The 14,926-nt window shown below is 32.9% G+C and carries 13 protein-coding genes and 1 tRNA gene; 8 read left to right on the forward strand and 6 right to left on the reverse strand.

Annotated features, from left to right (window positions below):
* Positions 1-18: 18 nt before the first annotated feature.
* Positions 19-3,105, forward strand: a complete 3,087-nt coding sequence (locus AW14_RS04290; protein ID WP_052647429.1) for a reprolysin-like metallopeptidase — start codon at positions 19-21, stop codon at positions 3,103-3,105.
* Between the two features lie 32 nt (positions 3,106-3,137).
* Here AW14_RS04290 and pth read toward each other — a convergent pair whose 3' ends face one another.
* From pth to AW14_RS04305, 3 genes are all read right to left on the reverse strand, one after another.
* Positions 3,138-3,764: an aminoacyl-tRNA hydrolase gene (pth, locus tag AW14_RS04295; protein WP_044637699.1), complete on the reverse strand. Its 627-nt coding sequence runs from the start codon at positions 3,762-3,764 to the stop codon at positions 3,138-3,140.
* A 77-nt stretch (positions 3,765-3,841) separates the two neighbouring features.
* Entirely contained in the window at positions 3,842-4,453 is a 612-nt protein-coding gene (locus AW14_RS04300; RefSeq protein ID WP_044637700.1) for a 50S ribosomal protein L25/general stress protein Ctc, read from the reverse strand.
* A 24-nt stretch (positions 4,454-4,477) separates the two neighbouring features.
* Complete coding sequence (locus AW14_RS04305) at positions 4,478-5,419, reverse strand: ribose-phosphate pyrophosphokinase (protein WP_044637701.1); 942 nt, start codon at positions 5,417-5,419, stop codon at positions 4,478-4,480.
* Between the two features lie 146 nt (positions 5,420-5,565).
* On the opposite strand from AW14_RS04305, the gene AW14_RS04310 reads away from it, so the two are divergent.
* Positions 5,566-5,648, forward strand: a tRNA-Leu gene (locus AW14_RS04310).
* Here AW14_RS04310 and AW14_RS15285 read toward each other — a convergent pair.
* Both AW14_RS15285 and AW14_RS04320 read right to left on the reverse strand, forming a co-directional pair.
* Entirely contained in the window at positions 5,599-7,182 is a 1,584-nt protein-coding gene (locus tag AW14_RS15285; protein ID WP_394330380.1) for a recombinase family protein, read from the reverse strand. The two genes, AW14_RS04310 and AW14_RS15285, sit on opposite strands and share 50 nt — an antisense overlap.
* 190 nt (positions 7,183-7,372) lie before the next feature.
* The gene (locus AW14_RS04320; RefSeq protein ID WP_044637703.1) at positions 7,373-8,341 is read right to left on the reverse strand and encodes a hypothetical protein; all 969 of its coding nucleotides are present in this window, start codon (positions 8,339-8,341) and stop codon (positions 7,373-7,375) included.
* 88 nt (positions 8,342-8,429) lie between these two features.
* On the opposite strand from AW14_RS04320, the gene AW14_RS04325 reads away from it, so the two are divergent.
* The 4 genes from AW14_RS04325 to AW14_RS04345 all read left to right on the forward strand — a co-directional run bounded on the left by AW14_RS04325 (position 8,430) and on the right by AW14_RS04345 (position 11,664).
* Positions 8,430-8,801 carry a hypothetical protein gene (locus AW14_RS04325; RefSeq protein ID WP_044637704.1) on the forward strand — a complete coding sequence of 124 codons (372 nt, stop codon included), beginning with the start codon at positions 8,430-8,432 and terminating at the stop codon, positions 8,799-8,801.
* A gap of 30 nt (positions 8,802-8,831) precedes the next feature.
* Positions 8,832-9,020 (forward strand): hypothetical protein, encoded by a 189-nt coding sequence (locus AW14_RS04330; protein ID WP_044637705.1) that lies wholly within the window; start codon positions 8,832-8,834, stop codon positions 9,018-9,020.
* Positions 9,021-9,982: 962 nt separating this feature from the next.
* Positions 9,983-11,163 (forward strand): IS3 family transposase gene (locus AW14_RS04340; protein WP_245617617.1). Its coding sequence is split into 2 segments (ribosomal slippage): positions 9,983-10,238 and positions 10,238-11,163, totalling 1,182 coding nucleotides; the frame shifts between segments, so codons are not numbered across the junction.
* A gap of 39 nt (positions 11,164-11,202) precedes the next feature.
* Complete coding sequence (locus AW14_RS04345; RefSeq protein ID WP_218915998.1) at positions 11,203-11,664, forward strand: HNH endonuclease; 462 nt, start codon at positions 11,203-11,205, stop codon at positions 11,662-11,664.
* Between the two features lie 43 nt (positions 11,665-11,707).
* Here AW14_RS04345 and AW14_RS04350 read toward each other — a convergent pair whose 3' ends face one another.
* The gene (locus AW14_RS04350) at positions 11,708-12,673 is read right to left on the reverse strand and encodes an IS110 family RNA-guided transposase (RefSeq protein ID WP_044639484.1); all 966 of its coding nucleotides are present in this window, start codon (positions 12,671-12,673) and stop codon (positions 11,708-11,710) included.
* 423 nt (positions 12,674-13,096) lie between these two features.
* On the opposite strand from AW14_RS04350, the gene AW14_RS04355 reads away from it, so the two are divergent.
* Positions 13,097-13,690, forward strand: a complete 594-nt coding sequence (locus tag AW14_RS04355) for a tetratricopeptide repeat protein (RefSeq protein ID WP_044637708.1) — start codon at positions 13,097-13,099, stop codon at positions 13,688-13,690.
* A 128-nt stretch (positions 13,691-13,818) separates the two neighbouring features.
* A protein-coding gene (locus tag AW14_RS04365; protein WP_154662116.1) for an IS3 family transposase occupies positions 13,819-14,897 on the forward strand; the annotation gives its coding sequence in 2 pieces (ribosomal slippage) (positions 13,819-14,080 and positions 14,080-14,897; 1,080 coding nt in all).
* Positions 14,898-14,926: the final 29 nt, after the last annotated feature.

Consider the following 14,926-nt stretch of genomic DNA (forward strand, 5'->3'; position numbering starts at 1 on the left):
AATTGCTCATTTTTAATTATGAAAGCAAAACTACATTATGTTTTTTCAATAGCAATGTTTTTGTTTATATTTTATGTGAATGCCCAATCGAACACATGGAAAAAAATTAGTAAAAGTATACACAAAGAAAAAATTAATAAACTTGATATAGACATAGATAAATCGCAGGTTTTCGAGTTAAATATGCCTTCGTTATTAGGAAGCGTTACGTCTGCAATTTCTAGAAATTCAAATATCAAAAAAAGCACAACAAAAATAAATGTACCAAGCAAAGATGGCCGTTTAGAAGATTTTACAATTTATGAAGCTTCTGTTTTTTCGCCAGAATTGGCTGCTAAGTATCCACAAATAAAATCTTATGTAGGTTTCTCTAATGAAACTCCCGGCACAAGATTACGTATGAGTGTTTCGCCTCAAGGGGTTCAAACCATGATAACCTATTTAGACGGATCGAATGTTTTTATGCAACCTTTAGAAAAAGGTTCTAACGAATATATCGTTTACAAGACAAGCTCTAAAAATTTAGGGAAAAACAATTTTTTATGTAAAACTATCGAAGACTTTAAAAGTAGCTCACTAAATAAATCGAGCTCGACATCAAAAATATATGTAAACGAAGGCGGTGCAAATACCAAATTACTTCAAAAATTTAGAATCGCCATTTCAACAACCGGAGAATACACACAATACCACAACGATAACAATGCTGCAAATGGCAATGCTGTAGCAGATGCCTTAGCGGCTATTAATGCCACCATTAACCGTGTAAATGAGGTTTTTGAAACCGATATGGCCATACGCTTTGAGGTTATAAATGCTCCGCAACTTATTTACACCAACGCTGCTACAGACCCTTATTCTGATGCTTCAGTTGGTACCGATGAAGAAAATTTTAACAATTTATCTGGCTGGAGTTTACAGCTACAAAAAACATTATCTACCAACTTAGGCTCTAACATCTCTCAAGCCAATAATGCTTACGATATTGGCCATTTATTTGGCGCTACTGGAGGTGGTGGAAATGCAGGTTGTATAGGATGCGTTTGCGAAGATGACACGGCAAGTGACAACGATCACAAAAAAGGTAGCGGCTATACTTCGCCATCAAATGGTATTCCAGAAGGCGACACTTTCGATATTGATTTTGTTGCTCATGAAATTGGCCACCAAATGGGAGCAACTCATATGTTTGCTTACGATACTGAAAACGCAGGTACAAACTCAGAACCTGGCAGTGGTTCGACCGTAATGGCCTATGCGGGTATTACTGGTGCTAACAATGTTCAAACTAATAGTGATGACTATTTTCACTACCATAGCATCAAACAAATACTAACTAATATTGTTGGAAAATGCCAAACTACAGATGCTATTATAAATAACCCTCCCATAGCAAATGCTGGTCCAGATTATCATATTCCTGCAGGAACTGCCTATGTTTTAAAGGGTAGTGCCACAGATTTAGATGGCACATCTTCGTTAACTTACTGTTGGGAACAAATAGATAGTGGTAGTTCTAACTATCTTAATTTTGGACCCGATTTAGTTAATGGCCCTGTAAATAGATCGCTTCCACCTAGCAATCAATCCTCTAGATTTATTCCAAAATTTAGTAGCGTTATTGCTGGTAAAACAACTCAAACTAATCCAACACTTGGCGACGACTGGGAAACTGTTTCTACGGTTGCACGTGACTTAAATTGGGCATTAACCGTTAGAGACCGTTCGCCTAACAATTATCTTGGCGGACAAAGTAGTTACGATACCATGGTAATAACCGTTGAAAACGTAACGCCGTTTACGGTAAATAACCCTATTGCATGGGTACAAGGATCGACCCAAACCATTACATGGAATGTGGGTGCTACTAACAATACAACCATTAATTGCCAGTCTGTAAACATTAAACTTTCTACCAATGGCGGATTAACATTTCCAACCATAATAGCTGCAAATGTTCCTAATAATGGCTCATATTCTTATACCGTTCCATCGATTCCAAACACTGAAAATGCAAGAATTCTAATTGAAGCTGCCGATAATATTTTTTACGATGTTTCAGATTTTAATTTCATAATTTCTCCAAATCCTAACTTTTTATTAGTGAATGAAAATTTAGATCCTATTGATTGTAAGGACACTTCGGCAACCATTAATTTTGATTATCAAACTGCAAACGGTTTTTCTCAAACAACTACCTTTAGTGCTTCTGGACTTCCTCCGGGATCTAATGCCACATTTCTTCCTAGTAGTTTAAACACATCTGGAACCGTTACTATGATAATTAATAATTTAGATACTGCTCCCTTAGGTGATTATACCATCACAGTTAGAGGGACTTCCAACTCTATTGTGAAAAATAAATTAATAGATTTTCCTTTTTATAACGGTATTTGTAACTCTGAAGGTACCACAGAATATGCTACTGGAACTACATTTGTTGAATTTAATACCATAAGTAATGTAACTGGTAAAACAGTTGGTTATAATGATTATAAAGCAAATGCTAGCATTGTAAATAGAAATGCCAGCTACCCTTTAACTGTTCAAGTTAACACTGATGGTGATTTTGATACAAATACATTAGTATGGATAGATTGGAATCAAAATTGTATTTTTGATGCTAATGAAACTTATAACTTAGGCACAGCTACAAACGTTGCGAACGGAGCTACTAGTTTATCGCCTTTAAATATTACTGTGCCTGCCAATGCCGTTTTGGGTTTAACCACCATGCGTGTTACTACCAAATATGCAGATGGCACAAGCGTTTTACCTTGCGAGTTGGGATTTGATGGAGAAGTGGAAGATTACAGTCTTAATGTTGTTTCTACTTTATCTGTTGAAGATTTTGGATTTGAAAACTTCAACGTATATCCAAACCCGAATAACGGAAACTTTACAATCAAATTAAGTGGTTCGGTTTCAAAAGACATTCAAGTGTCTGTTTATGATTTAAGAGGCCGATCAATCTTTAATAAAGTTTACAAAAATGTAGGTGATTTTAATGAAAATATTTCTTTAAACCAAGTGCAATCTGGTATGTACTTGCTAAAAGTTAATGATGGTTTGAGGCATTCAACTAAAAAAATAATTATTAAATAAAAGTAAAAAAGGAAGCCTTGAAGCTTCCTTTTTTATTTACCGTTAAAACTATTCATAGTGATATTAATACCTGCTAAACCAAAAGATTTAATAAGCTCTGAAGCTTTTTGCAGGCGTTCTTTTAATTTTTCATTTTCTTCGGCATCCCATTCTCCTAAAACATAATCTACTTGCTGACCTTTTTTAAAGGCATCACTAATACCAAATCTAAACCTATTGTAAGCTGTGGTATTTAATTTTTCTTGAATATCTTTCAATCCATTATGTCCTCCATCGCTGCCTTTGGTTTTTACTCTAATACTTCCAAAAGGTAAATTTAAATCGTCTGTTATAACTAATAAATTCTCTAAAGGAATATTTTCTTTATTAAGCCAATATACAACCGCTTTACCACTTAAATTCATGTAGGTATTAGGCTTTAAGAAAATAAAAGTTCTTCCCTTTAATTTAAATTGAGCTATGTCACCTAGTTTCTGGGTTTCAAAAATTATAGATTCATTTTCTGCAAAATAATCTAAAATTTTAAAGCCGATATTATGTCGGGTGTTGGCGTATTTTTCTCCAATATTTCCTAAACCAACTATTAAATATTTCTTCATTAATTCGTGATTGTGTATGCTTTTTTTCTTAGTAAATAACCGAATTAAAAATTTACACATACATTAATTATTATCTGGTAAAAATAAAAAAGCATCCTGAATTAACAGGATGCTTTTTATTTAATTAAGAATATTATTTATTCCTGAGTTGCTTCTGCTACTGCTTCTGTTTCTTCTTCTTCATCAGAATCGTCTGCTACAGAATTTCTTGAACGTCTTACTAAACATACAACGGTGTTATCTGGGTGCATAAATTTATATGCATCGTTTTCTAAAGTTGTAATGTAAAGTTTGTTACCAATTCTTAAAGGAGTGATATCTGCCTCGATAAAATCTGGTAAGTTAGCTGGTAAAGCTTTAACTCTTAAGCTACGTCTGTTTTTACGTAAAACACCACCGGCTTTAACACCACGTGAATTACCAACAAATACTACAGGAATTTCCATAGTAATTTCTTTGTCTTCGAATAACTGATAGAAATCTACGTGTAAGATTTTATCTGTTACTGGGTGAAATTGAATATCTTGTAAGATAGCGTTATAAGTTTCACCATTTTCTAAAGCAATCACAACTGTATGCGCATTAGGCGTGTATACAAGTTTTGAGAAAGCTAATTCTTCTGCTGAGAAATGAACTGGCTTATCTCCTCCGTATAATACGCAAGGAACCTGACCAGCATTACGTAAGGCTTTTGTTGCTTTTTTGCCCACGCTTTCTCTTTGAGATCCGTTGATTGTAATTGATTTCATTTTCTGTTTATATTAATTATTAAATTACATTATAAATTTAGAACTGATAGACTTGTTGTTATGTACTTTTTCCATAACATTCGCAAATAAATCTGCACAGCTTAAAACTCTAATTTTGTTACTTAATGGTTTCACTGGTATGGAGTCTGTTACTATAAGTTCTTCTAATTTCGATTTTTCTAATCGTTCGTAAGCATCACCAGATAATAGCGGGTGTGTACAAATGGCTCTAACACTTAACGCACCTCTTTCCATCATTAAATCGGCCGCTTTAGTTAAGGTTCCAGCTGTATCAACCATATCGTCTACTAACACAACATTTTTACCTGTTACATCCCCTATAAGTTCCATATGAGATATAACATTTGCTTTTGCTCGTTGCTTATAACAAATTACAACATCACTTTCTAATGCTTTAGAATAGGCATAAGCTCTTTTAGAACCTCCCATATCTGGAGAAGCAATGGTTAAATTTGGTAAGTTTAAACTCTTTAAATACGGCAAAAATATGGTTGACGCAAATAAATGATCAACAGGTTTTTCAAAGAATCCTTGGATTTGATCGGCGTGTAAATCCATGGTGATGATTCTTGTAGCCCCAGCAGCTTCTAACATTTTAGCTACCAGTTTAGCTGCGATAGGAACTCTAGGTTTATCTTTTCTATCCTGTCTAGCCCAACCAAAATATGGTAATACCGCAGTAATGTGTCTGGCTGAAGCGCGTTTAGCAGCATCAATCATTAACAACATTTCCATTAAATTCTCTGGGCCTGGATTGGTAGAACCAATAATAAAGATACGAGTACCTCTAATTGATTCTTCATAAGAAGGCTGAAATTCACCATCGCTATACGTTGATGTAATTACATTTCCTAATTCGGCTCCAAATGCCTTTGCTATTTTTTCCCCTAGTACTTTACTTTGTGTACATGCAAAAATTTTAGCTTCGGTTATAACGATGGGCATAGTTAACTTGTTGTTTTTTAGCGCAAAAGCATCCTATTGCTTTTTAACGAGGTGCAAATTTATACATTTATTTTAACCTAAAAAGTATATTAGGTACTATTTTTATGATTAATACATAAAAAATATATATTTTTGCGGCGTCTAATGCTCAAGTGGCGGAATTGGTAGACGCGCCGGATTCAAAATCCGGTTCTTCGGAGTGCGGGTTCGATTCCCGCCTTGAGTACCAAGTGGGACAAATCATTTTTTTTTGATTTGTCCCTTTTTTTATTCCCTTGTAAACCCTTGTTAACACTAGTAATTTTCAAAAGTATTGGGTTTACATCAGCGGTTCGAACTTCATTTTTTTCAAATTGAAATTTTTTAGGGAATATCGAACCAATTAATTTTCTCTTACGGTCAATATCTGAATTAATAAACAGATTATCAATGCTTTCTAATTTATTTAATCCGTTTCTATAGGTGTTAAGAATTTCGTTTTGATTGGTTTGCTGTTTTTCTTTATCCTTTAATTCGTTGAAAGTAGTTTCATATCTAATTTTAGCTTTTTGGTAGTCATTAGAGTCTATTTTCCCATCAATAAACAGGTCCTGAAGCTTTTCAAGTCTCTCGTTAATATCGCTCAATTTTTTATAATGATTTGGTCCCAGTGCTTGGGTTTTAGATTGTAGTTTAAACTTATCTTTAATCATTTTAAAGAGTAAGGTTTGGGCGTTTTTATTTAAACTAATACCCTGTAAAAAGTCTTGAAACCAAAGTTCCACATCCTGAGCTTTATATCTTGTATTGCATGGTTTCACACAATGGTAATAGTCATAATATTTAGAACGCCCTTTGCTAGAACTAGCTAATAAGGGATTATGGCAATTAGGGCAAAGCACAAAATCTTTTAATGGAAAAATGGGATTTATTTTTTTATGTTTTAGTTTAAACTGCTTTTTTCCACCATCAATAATGGATTGCACCTCTTGAAATAATGCTTTAGAAACAATAGGTTCATGTATGCCCTCTACAATCATTTCCTGCTCGTCTTTGAATGCTTTAATGTAAATATCTCCACAATAGAGGCTGTTTCTGATAATTCTAGCAAAAGCAGATTTACTAGTCTTAAATCCATTTTTTCTTAGAATATCCAGTACCTCTTTTTGATTGTAGTGTTTAGAAGCAATAAGCTCAAAAGCTTTCTGAATATGTTTAGCATCTTCATTGGGTTTAAGAATGGGTTTCTTGTGGTTGTCTCTACCCATATCATAGCCTTTAGGAGGGCTAGCTACATATCTCCCTTCTTTAAAAGCACGTCTCATACCAGATATGACATTAAGGGAACGTCTTTGATTTTCAACCTCTGGTATAGACAGATATACTGCAAGCATGATTCCCTGTTCAGGGATAGATAAATCTAAAGGTTGTTCGATAGCATTGACGATAATACCTAAATCATTAAAGGTTTTAATAACATTATAAGATTCGGTGGTATTTCTAGAAAACCTATCCCATTTTATAAATAAAATTTCATCAATGGTTGTAGCATTCTTTTTGGCATACTGCATAAGCTTTTTGAATTCGGGTCTATTAAATGTTTTAGCAGAATAATCTTCTCTGTAGACACCTATAATATCATAGTTATTAAGTTTGCAGTAGTTTTTCAGTTTTTGCTCTTGGTCTCGCAATGAAAATCCTTTGTCAGCTTGTTCGTCTGTAGAAACCCTGACGTATAAAATAGCTTGTTTCATAATGTATCGATTTTTGTAAGGTTGTCGCATATCATTTCTGAAAGAACTTCCAATAGGTTAATAATCTCTTTTATTTCTGCTTCCGTATAAGGTGTTTTGTTTTGATGGTTTAAAATTGTTGTTGCTTCATTAATATTCACGATTTCCAATATGGTGGATAAAAATAGAGCTACTATTGTCATCTCACTTTTGGCGATGAAGTGCTAAGGGCCTCTTAGGACTATATTTGTTTTTTTAGTATATTTTTAATTACCAAATGCTTGTCGTTTCTAAAAATAATCTCAGCACGCTGGTATTGCTTTAAACCAATGAGAGTTCTTATCGCTTGAGCCTCATGGTTTTTTAAATCTTGCTCATTGGTTATTTCTACTTCAAAAGTTTCATTATTGTGGCTTCTGTAAATTTTTATTTGTTTAAAGTCTTTTTGCTTTAATAGTTTCAAAAGTTCTAATTCACTTGGAGTATAAAGCGCAAATAGCACTGTGTATTTATACAAAGCCTCATCTTGATAAAACTTTGATACCAGAGGTACTATGGGGATATTTATTACAGAATGGTGGATTAAATTTGTTACAAGCTCTTCTCTAAAGTCTCTGGCATTCATTTTAGCTTCTATATCTTCAGCTACAGGATTAAATATGTTATAACTGAAAGTAGCTTCTTCAGAAACCTCTAGAGGTTTTCTGTGAAGTATTAGAGCTGGTGTATGACCAAAAAGAAGAACTGAACTGACTAACCCTCCTAGATTAGTGAAATATATTTTATAAACTTCAGGGATATTCTCTAAAATTGATTTTATAATTTCTACATTAAATCCTTCGTCTTCAGTTGCCATATAGTTTAGCTCTTCTGGAAGCCCTTTTTCAACTATTTCAGATATCGTTTGATCGCTTAGGCTGTGAAAATAACTTTGGTCTATCGGTTCAAATAAATAGTCTTTTAGATTTTTTAAGTCTTTTAGGGATAATCCTATAATACGAAGTTCTTTTATTATAAGTACCCATAACGCTTCGAAGTAATTTAGTTCCACGCGTCTTCTAGTGACCTCCTTGTTTGTAGCCGAATCACTAACTTGGTAATCAATAATCCTCTTTTCACTCCAATTTACATAAATGCGGTATGGCACATCTAAGTCATTAAGTGTTACTCGTTTTTCTGCCAGTTTGGGAAATAAATCAAATAAATTCATAAATTTTAATTATAAGTAACAAATGTATTAAAAAAAAATTTATAAATTTACAATAGATTATATATTTAATAAAAAATAAGAGTAAATTATGAAGTTGAAAAAAAAATGTAAAAATCCAGAATGCCAGACTGAAATACAAAACTACAAGAGCTCTAAACGCTTGTATTGTGATGATGTTTGTAAAAATAGGAGTGCCTATTTAAAAAGAACCATTGAAGAAGGGCACCTTTTAGAAAAGGATAAAGCAATCAGAAAAAATTATAGAATTCTGAAAAAGTTAATAGATTTTAATCTAGGACCGCTTTCGGAGCAAACACTTTTAAGCCATGGATTTGATTTTGATGCTTACCATGGTGCTGTTGTTAAAATAGACGACAACGGAAATAAAGTACAAATAAATCGTATTTATGACATCTACTTTCAGAATAAAGACAATAAAATAATAATAATAAAAAATTAATAATATATGGAAACCGTCATATTGAATAACATGGATAAACTTTTATCACCAATTGAACAAGCTGAGTTGGTCGGTATACTAAAGAAACCTGAAGAGCTAATTTATGAACAGAAACAGCGTTACTTTTTTTACGGCGCAATTATTACTTGCGCTTTAGCTTTAGGAGGTTTTTTAATTTATAAGTCAGTTGAAAAAAATAAACAAAATAATGCGTCTTAATACTTAAATAGCGTATCGGCAAAAAGTTCTAAATATCAATTATCAGAAAATTAAATTAGAACCTTTATAGTTTATAATTGTAACCGCTAACTTTTCTTTTAAAGGTTAAGCGGTAGTATCTGATTTTGCTCAAATGATTTCTTATTCAGAAGTTTCAGGAAATAACCAAATCTTAAACTAAAGTTTATAAGGGAACACTGAAAATATCCTTTTTAAATTATTTAAAGACTACTTTTTATATTGTTTATCTATTGTTTTCAATCAAATAATTCAAGAACAAGGAAAACAAAAACCATAGCTTCCATAAATTTAATTCATCCCTGTAGGGAAAATCAAAGGGCAAATTATTTTTTAAAATAAAAATTATTTTAAAAAATAATTCAACCAAAATGAATTAAGCTTGGAATTAAAAAATAACTTAAAATCGATTTAACCGTATTATAAAAGTTAAAAATCGCTGAAAATCGATTTAAATACGGTTTAATACGGTAAAGCACAGGTAATAATAATCATAAAAAAAGCATATTCTATCTTCTAATTCAGCATATTTCAAATCAAAAATTAATAGCAATTTCAATATGCTACAGACATGAAAATATCCATTTGTAATGATACAGAAATTTGTGGTGCATTGATATGGTAATTTTGCAATGATTAATTTGTCTGAGATATTGTAAAATCAATATCTAGCCCCTGTTTGTTGCATTGGATTAGAAATGACAATTTCTATCTTATTAAACATCAAAATTTATGTTAAATTAATGATTACAAAAGCATGAAAATATATTTTCATTCATAGGATTTGTTTTTTTAACGCAAACAATTTAAGAGATAGTTGCTGATGAACTTAAATTCTTCTTCAAATTTGACCTAAATAATTATATATCGAACTTTGGAATTACTACATTAGCTTGGACGCTAAGTTGAGAGAATATGTTTGCTAGTTTATTAACTTAGCAATTATGAGAAAAACACCAAAACACTACACCTTAGAGTTTAAACAAAAAGCGGTAGAATTAAGTTACGCTAAAGGTAATGTACAACAGGTCTGTGAAGACTTAGATATTTTTCCATCTGTTCTTTATCGTTGGCGTAACGAACTAAAAGAGTACGTTAAAAACAGTTTTCCAGGTCGAGGTAAGCCTAAGATGACCGATGAAGAAAAAGAGATAGCTCGTTTACAAAAAGCCTTAAAAGAAGCCGAGATGGAACGTGATATCTTAAAAAAGGCCATCAGCATCTTCTCCAAGAGCGACAAGAAAAATACCAGTTTATAAAGCAACACCTTATGAGATTTTCTGTCGAGATGATGTGTAAAGTTTTAAAAGTTAGTAAAAGTGCTTATTACCATTGGTTAGATTCTAGCCCGAGTAAGTTATGGTTAGAAAACCAAAAAATAAGTGAATTTATAAGGTCTATTTTTAAAGAAAGTAGTCAGACTTATGGTTCTCCAAGGATAACCATGGAGCTAGAAGCATTAGGGTATAAGATATCAAAACCTAGAGTAGCTCGTATTATGAAAGCTAATTACTTATTTGCAATACAAAAACGTAAGTTTAAGGCAACTACAAATAGCAATCATAATTATCCCATAGCTCCTAACTTATTAAATCAAAATTTTAAGGTTGGTAGACCAAACCAAGTATGGGTTAGTGATATCACTTATATAAGAACAAAACAAGGTTGGATTTACCTTACTGTAATCATTGATTTATTTAATAGAAAGGTTGTTGGCTGGGCCCTAAGCGAAGATTTAACCACAAACAATACTATTATTAAAGCATGGCAAATGGCTACTAAAAACATTGTTTTAACACAACCTTTGATATTCCATTCGGATAGAGGCATACAATATGCTAGTTATACGTTTACCAATCTACTAGAAAGTTATAATGGTTTAGTTAAGCAATCGATGAGCCGTAAGGGTAATTGCTGGGATAATGCAGTAGCAGAATCCTTTTTTAAATCTTTAAAAGTAGAATGGGTTTATAGACATGATTATAGCTTAAAATCACAAGCCGAATTATCTATCTTTGGATGGATAGAAACTTGGTATAATAAAAAACGGAGACATTCCTTTTTAGGAAATAAAACAATAAAAGAATTTGAATTAGATATGTATAACACTAAATTAGCAGCATAGTCACTCAACTAATTGTCCAGTTTTTTGTTGCAAGTCCATTTGCAACAATGGTTTCCTCAACAAAGCGGAATTTCAATAAAAGAAGAAGTTTTGGAAAGTTTGGAATCTAATTGGTTTAACTTTATTAAAGAGAATAAATACATAAAAAATAGTTTTGTTTCTAACGATGTTACCACACAATTTAAAAAAACATATAAAGAAGGTAAATCCAAAGACATTTTACAAACTCGATACGAAAGAAATCCTGAAGCCCGAAAAAGGTGTTTAAAGCATTTTGGTTATTCTTGTAAAGTTTGTTCATATGATTTTGAAAAGCACTTTGGAGAAATTGGCAAAGGGTTTATTCACGTCCATCACATAAATCAGATTTCGGAAATAGGAAAAGAATATGAAGTTGACCCAATAAAAGACTTAATTCCTGTTTGTCCGAACTGTCACGCAATGATTCATTCAAAACGACCAGCATTTACGATTGAGGAAATTAAAGAAATAATAAGATAAAAAACTACTTACAAAAAAGAACTGAGCTAAAAAACAAATCTTTTTAAGCCCTTTTTGAAACAAAATTCTCATTGTATTGCAATCCCGATTTTACAATTGCAAAGGCCTGTTTTAACAGTTTATTGCAAACCGCCAACAAAGCCAGCTTTTTACTTTTTCCTTGTGCCACAATACGCTCAAATAGTTCTCTGCAAGCCTTATTGTATTGGCAAGCGGTAAAACTGCTCAAAAACAATTGATTCCTTAATTTCTTGTTCCCTATTTTACTTATCCTACTACGTCCTCTCACACTACTACCTGATTGCCTTATGGTAGGTGTAATACCAGCATAACAACACAGTTGTTTTGAGGTTTCAAACTTTGAAAAACCATCTGTGAATACAACCAATAAAATTGCCGCTTTTTCTCCTATGCCTGGAATGGTTTTTAAAAGCCTTAATTGTTCCTGTTGTTCCTCTTTTACCAACGCTATTAATCGGCCTTCCAGAAGTAATAACTCCTTGTTTAAATGCTTTACGGTTCTGCTTAATGAACGATATACTGCTTTTGAAGGCATGCCTAAAACCTTTTCCCCATCCAATTTGTTCTTTATGGCGGTACGGTGCTTTGCATAAGTATCCATCAAACGAAGTAACTGCAAACATTCGGCTTGACTTTTGTCCTTTGCTGTATAAAGTGGCACTTCATTGTTACGAGCATATTCACAGATAGATTTTGCATCACTTTTATCTGTTTTTACCTTCGACAATTTCATCTGGATAAAACACTTTCCCGATAAAGGATTTACTACCGAAACAGCATAGCCTTTTTCATATAAATATTGTGCTAAACAATAGTGGTAATAGCCCGTGGCTTCCATAACCACCAAACTTCCCTTTGATAGTTTTTTAATGAATTGCTTAAATCCCTTTTCATTGTTGGAAAACTGATTATGTCCCATCTCCAAACTAAAAACATCAAATACATCTTTACTGATGTCTATTCCAAAAAATTCTATATTTTTATTCATAAGAACTGTTTTATGAAAGTACATTCTACTTTGCTTTCAACAACTTGAAATCGAGATCTACGTCTCACAGAACTGAACGAAATTAAAGTAGAAAAGAGAGGGGATTATCAATGTTGCCGAAGTCTGAAGCTTCACCGTGTACACTAACCTTAATCCTCTCTTTTGTTCTTTCTGATTTATTATCTAATTTAATGAATAACAAACTTAAGTTGTGTATAAGAAATAGTGGTTAAAGTCTTAATTTCAATGGCAGTAAATTCTAAGTTGCTGCTTGCAAATTCATTAAATTTTTGTAAATTTAGCCAATGAAATTTGCAAGCAGCTTACCTCAGTCAATACCGAAAAGTTCGGTTTTCTTACTCCGCTATTGCTCATCCACTTTACCGTTATAGGCTAAGTTAAGACTCCCCGAATTAAACTACAATGACACCGAAACAACAAGAGCGAATTAAAAATAAAATCAAAAAAGTTAAAGCGGCTCTTGCGGCTGACAAAAGATTTTGGGGCGGACAATATCACGATGGACATGGATTGCGTTACATTCCACCACAACTATACATAGAACTCAACGACTATACAGGTGGACTTCGTTACTTCAACTGGTTCCATAAAAACTTTCCTGACGATAGTGGCTATCCTGACTTTTTGTTCGAGTGGACAATTATACTTTACAAGACAGGCAGACTGAAAGAAGCCGAGAAGAAAGCATTTGAAACATTTTGCAGTAACACTTATTTGTTCGACAATTTTTTCGAAAGACAAGTAACTAAGCTTGAAAAGTGGGAAGGTTCAAACCTCGAAACACAAGAATTCGTAGACAACCAATTTAGCTATTCTAACAAGCAGGACAACTTGGCTGACTTTTCAGAATGGTTAGACAATTTTATCACTGCCGAAAAATTCATTCTATTGAGCAACAAATATCTCGACATTCAAAAGCGACTGAAAGTAGAAAAAGACACCGAAACAAGACAGTATTTAATTCAACACGAAAGACAGCTAGTAAATGAACTGTAACGAGCCGAAGAAAGGAAATACAGCCTATATGTAAGCTTCCCTTAAATCCGAGCCATTTAAAAATTGAATTCGACAAGCGACGCAGGAGCGCGTTCAGAAAGAATTACTAAATTTAAACTCGAAACCCTATGAAAACAACTCAATTTACCGAACACCAGATTGTTGCCATGTTAAAACAGCATGAGCAAGGTATTAAAGTTTCTGATATTGCTAGAGCAAATGGCATATCCGACAAAACCTTTTACCGATGGAAAAGCAAATACGGAGGTATGGATGCCACAGAACTAAAACGCATAAAAGAACTCGAGGCAGAGAACTCAAAACTCAAAAGAATGTATGCCGATTTAGCGCTTATGAATCAAGCGCTAAAAGATGTGATTGAAAAAAAGCTATAACGCTTTGCGAGAAAAAAGAACTAGTCACTTACATGATAAGTAATTATCCTATAAGCGAACGTAAAGCGTGTAAAATAATCAAAGTTCCTAGAAGTAGCTATAGCTATAAAGCTGTTGTTAAACAGGATGATGTCTACATAAAACAACTTGACCAGTTAGTTCAAAAACATATTGCCATTGGATTTTGGAAAAGCTATCATCGCATACGAAGATCAGGAGAAATCATTAATCACAAAAAGTTATATCGTATCTATACAGCTATGAAATTAAATATAAGAAGGCGTTCCAAGAAAAGATTACCTGCAAGAGTAAAACAACAACTATTTCAACCATCACAGATGAACGAAGTTTGGAGTATTGATTTTATGAGTGATGCACTATGGGACGGTAGGAGAATCCGATTATTAAATATTATAGATGATTATAACAGAGAAGTATTGATGATTGAAACAGATACTTCATTACCAACAATAAGAGTTATTAGATGCCTAGCCCAAATTGGAGAACGCAGAGGATTACCAAAAATGATTAGAGTAGATAATGGTCCCGAGTTTATAAGCGCAAAACTCGATATGTGGTGCAAAGACAATGATATCCAGCTTATATTTATTCAACCTGGAGAACCAATTCAAAATGCTTTTATTGAACGATTAAATGGTACTTTTAGAAGAGATATCCTTAATGCCTATGTGTTTAAATCTATACAAGAAGTAAAAGATATAAGCCAGGAATGGATACAAGATTACAATTACAACATACCTCACAAATCACTTAAAAATAAAACACCAATTGAATACCGATTAAATGAATAAAATTCTATTTTTGAATGGCTCGGATTTAA

The organism is Siansivirga zeaxanthinifaciens CC-SAMT-1 (assembly GCF_000941055.1).
GTDB lineage: Bacteria > Bacteroidota > Bacteroidia > Flavobacteriales > Flavobacteriaceae > Siansivirga > Siansivirga zeaxanthinifaciens.

What these genes read in the sequence shown, in the direction of transcription:
- AW14_RS15285 (WP_394330380.1), bottom strand. Translation starts at nt 7,182, where the DNA reads ATGCGACAACCTTACAAAAATCGATACATTATGAAACAAGCTATTTTA.
- AW14_RS04300 (WP_044637700.1), bottom strand. Translation starts at nt 4,453, where the DNA reads ATGAAATCAATTACAATCAACGGATCTCAAAGAGAAAGCGTGGGCAAA.
- AW14_RS04290 (WP_052647429.1), top strand. Translation starts at nt 19, where the DNA reads ATGAAAGCAAAACTACATTATGTTTTTTCAATAGCAATGTTTTTGTTT.
- AW14_RS04355 (WP_044637708.1), top strand. Translation starts at nt 13,097, where the DNA reads ATGACACCGAAACAACAAGAGCGAATTAAAAATAAAATCAAAAAAGTT.
- AW14_RS04325 (WP_044637704.1), top strand. Translation starts at nt 8,430, where the DNA reads ATGAAGTTGAAAAAAAAATGTAAAAATCCAGAATGCCAGACTGAAATA.
- AW14_RS04305 (WP_044637701.1), bottom strand. Translation starts at nt 5,419, where the DNA reads ATGCCCATCGTTATAACCGAAGCTAAAATTTTTGCATGTACACAAAGT.
- pth (WP_044637699.1), bottom strand. Translation starts at nt 3,764, where the DNA reads ATGTGTAAATTTTTAATTCGGTTATTTACTAAGAAAAAAAGCATACAC.
- AW14_RS04320 (WP_044637703.1), bottom strand. Translation starts at nt 8,341, where the DNA reads ATGAATTTATTTGATTTATTTCCCAAACTGGCAGAAAAACGAGTAACA.
- AW14_RS04350 (WP_044639484.1), bottom strand. Translation starts at nt 12,673, where the DNA reads ATGAATAAAAATATAGAATTTTTTGGAATAGACATCAGTAAAGATGTA.
- AW14_RS04330 (WP_044637705.1), top strand. Translation starts at nt 8,832, where the DNA reads ATGGATAAACTTTTATCACCAATTGAACAAGCTGAGTTGGTCGGTATA.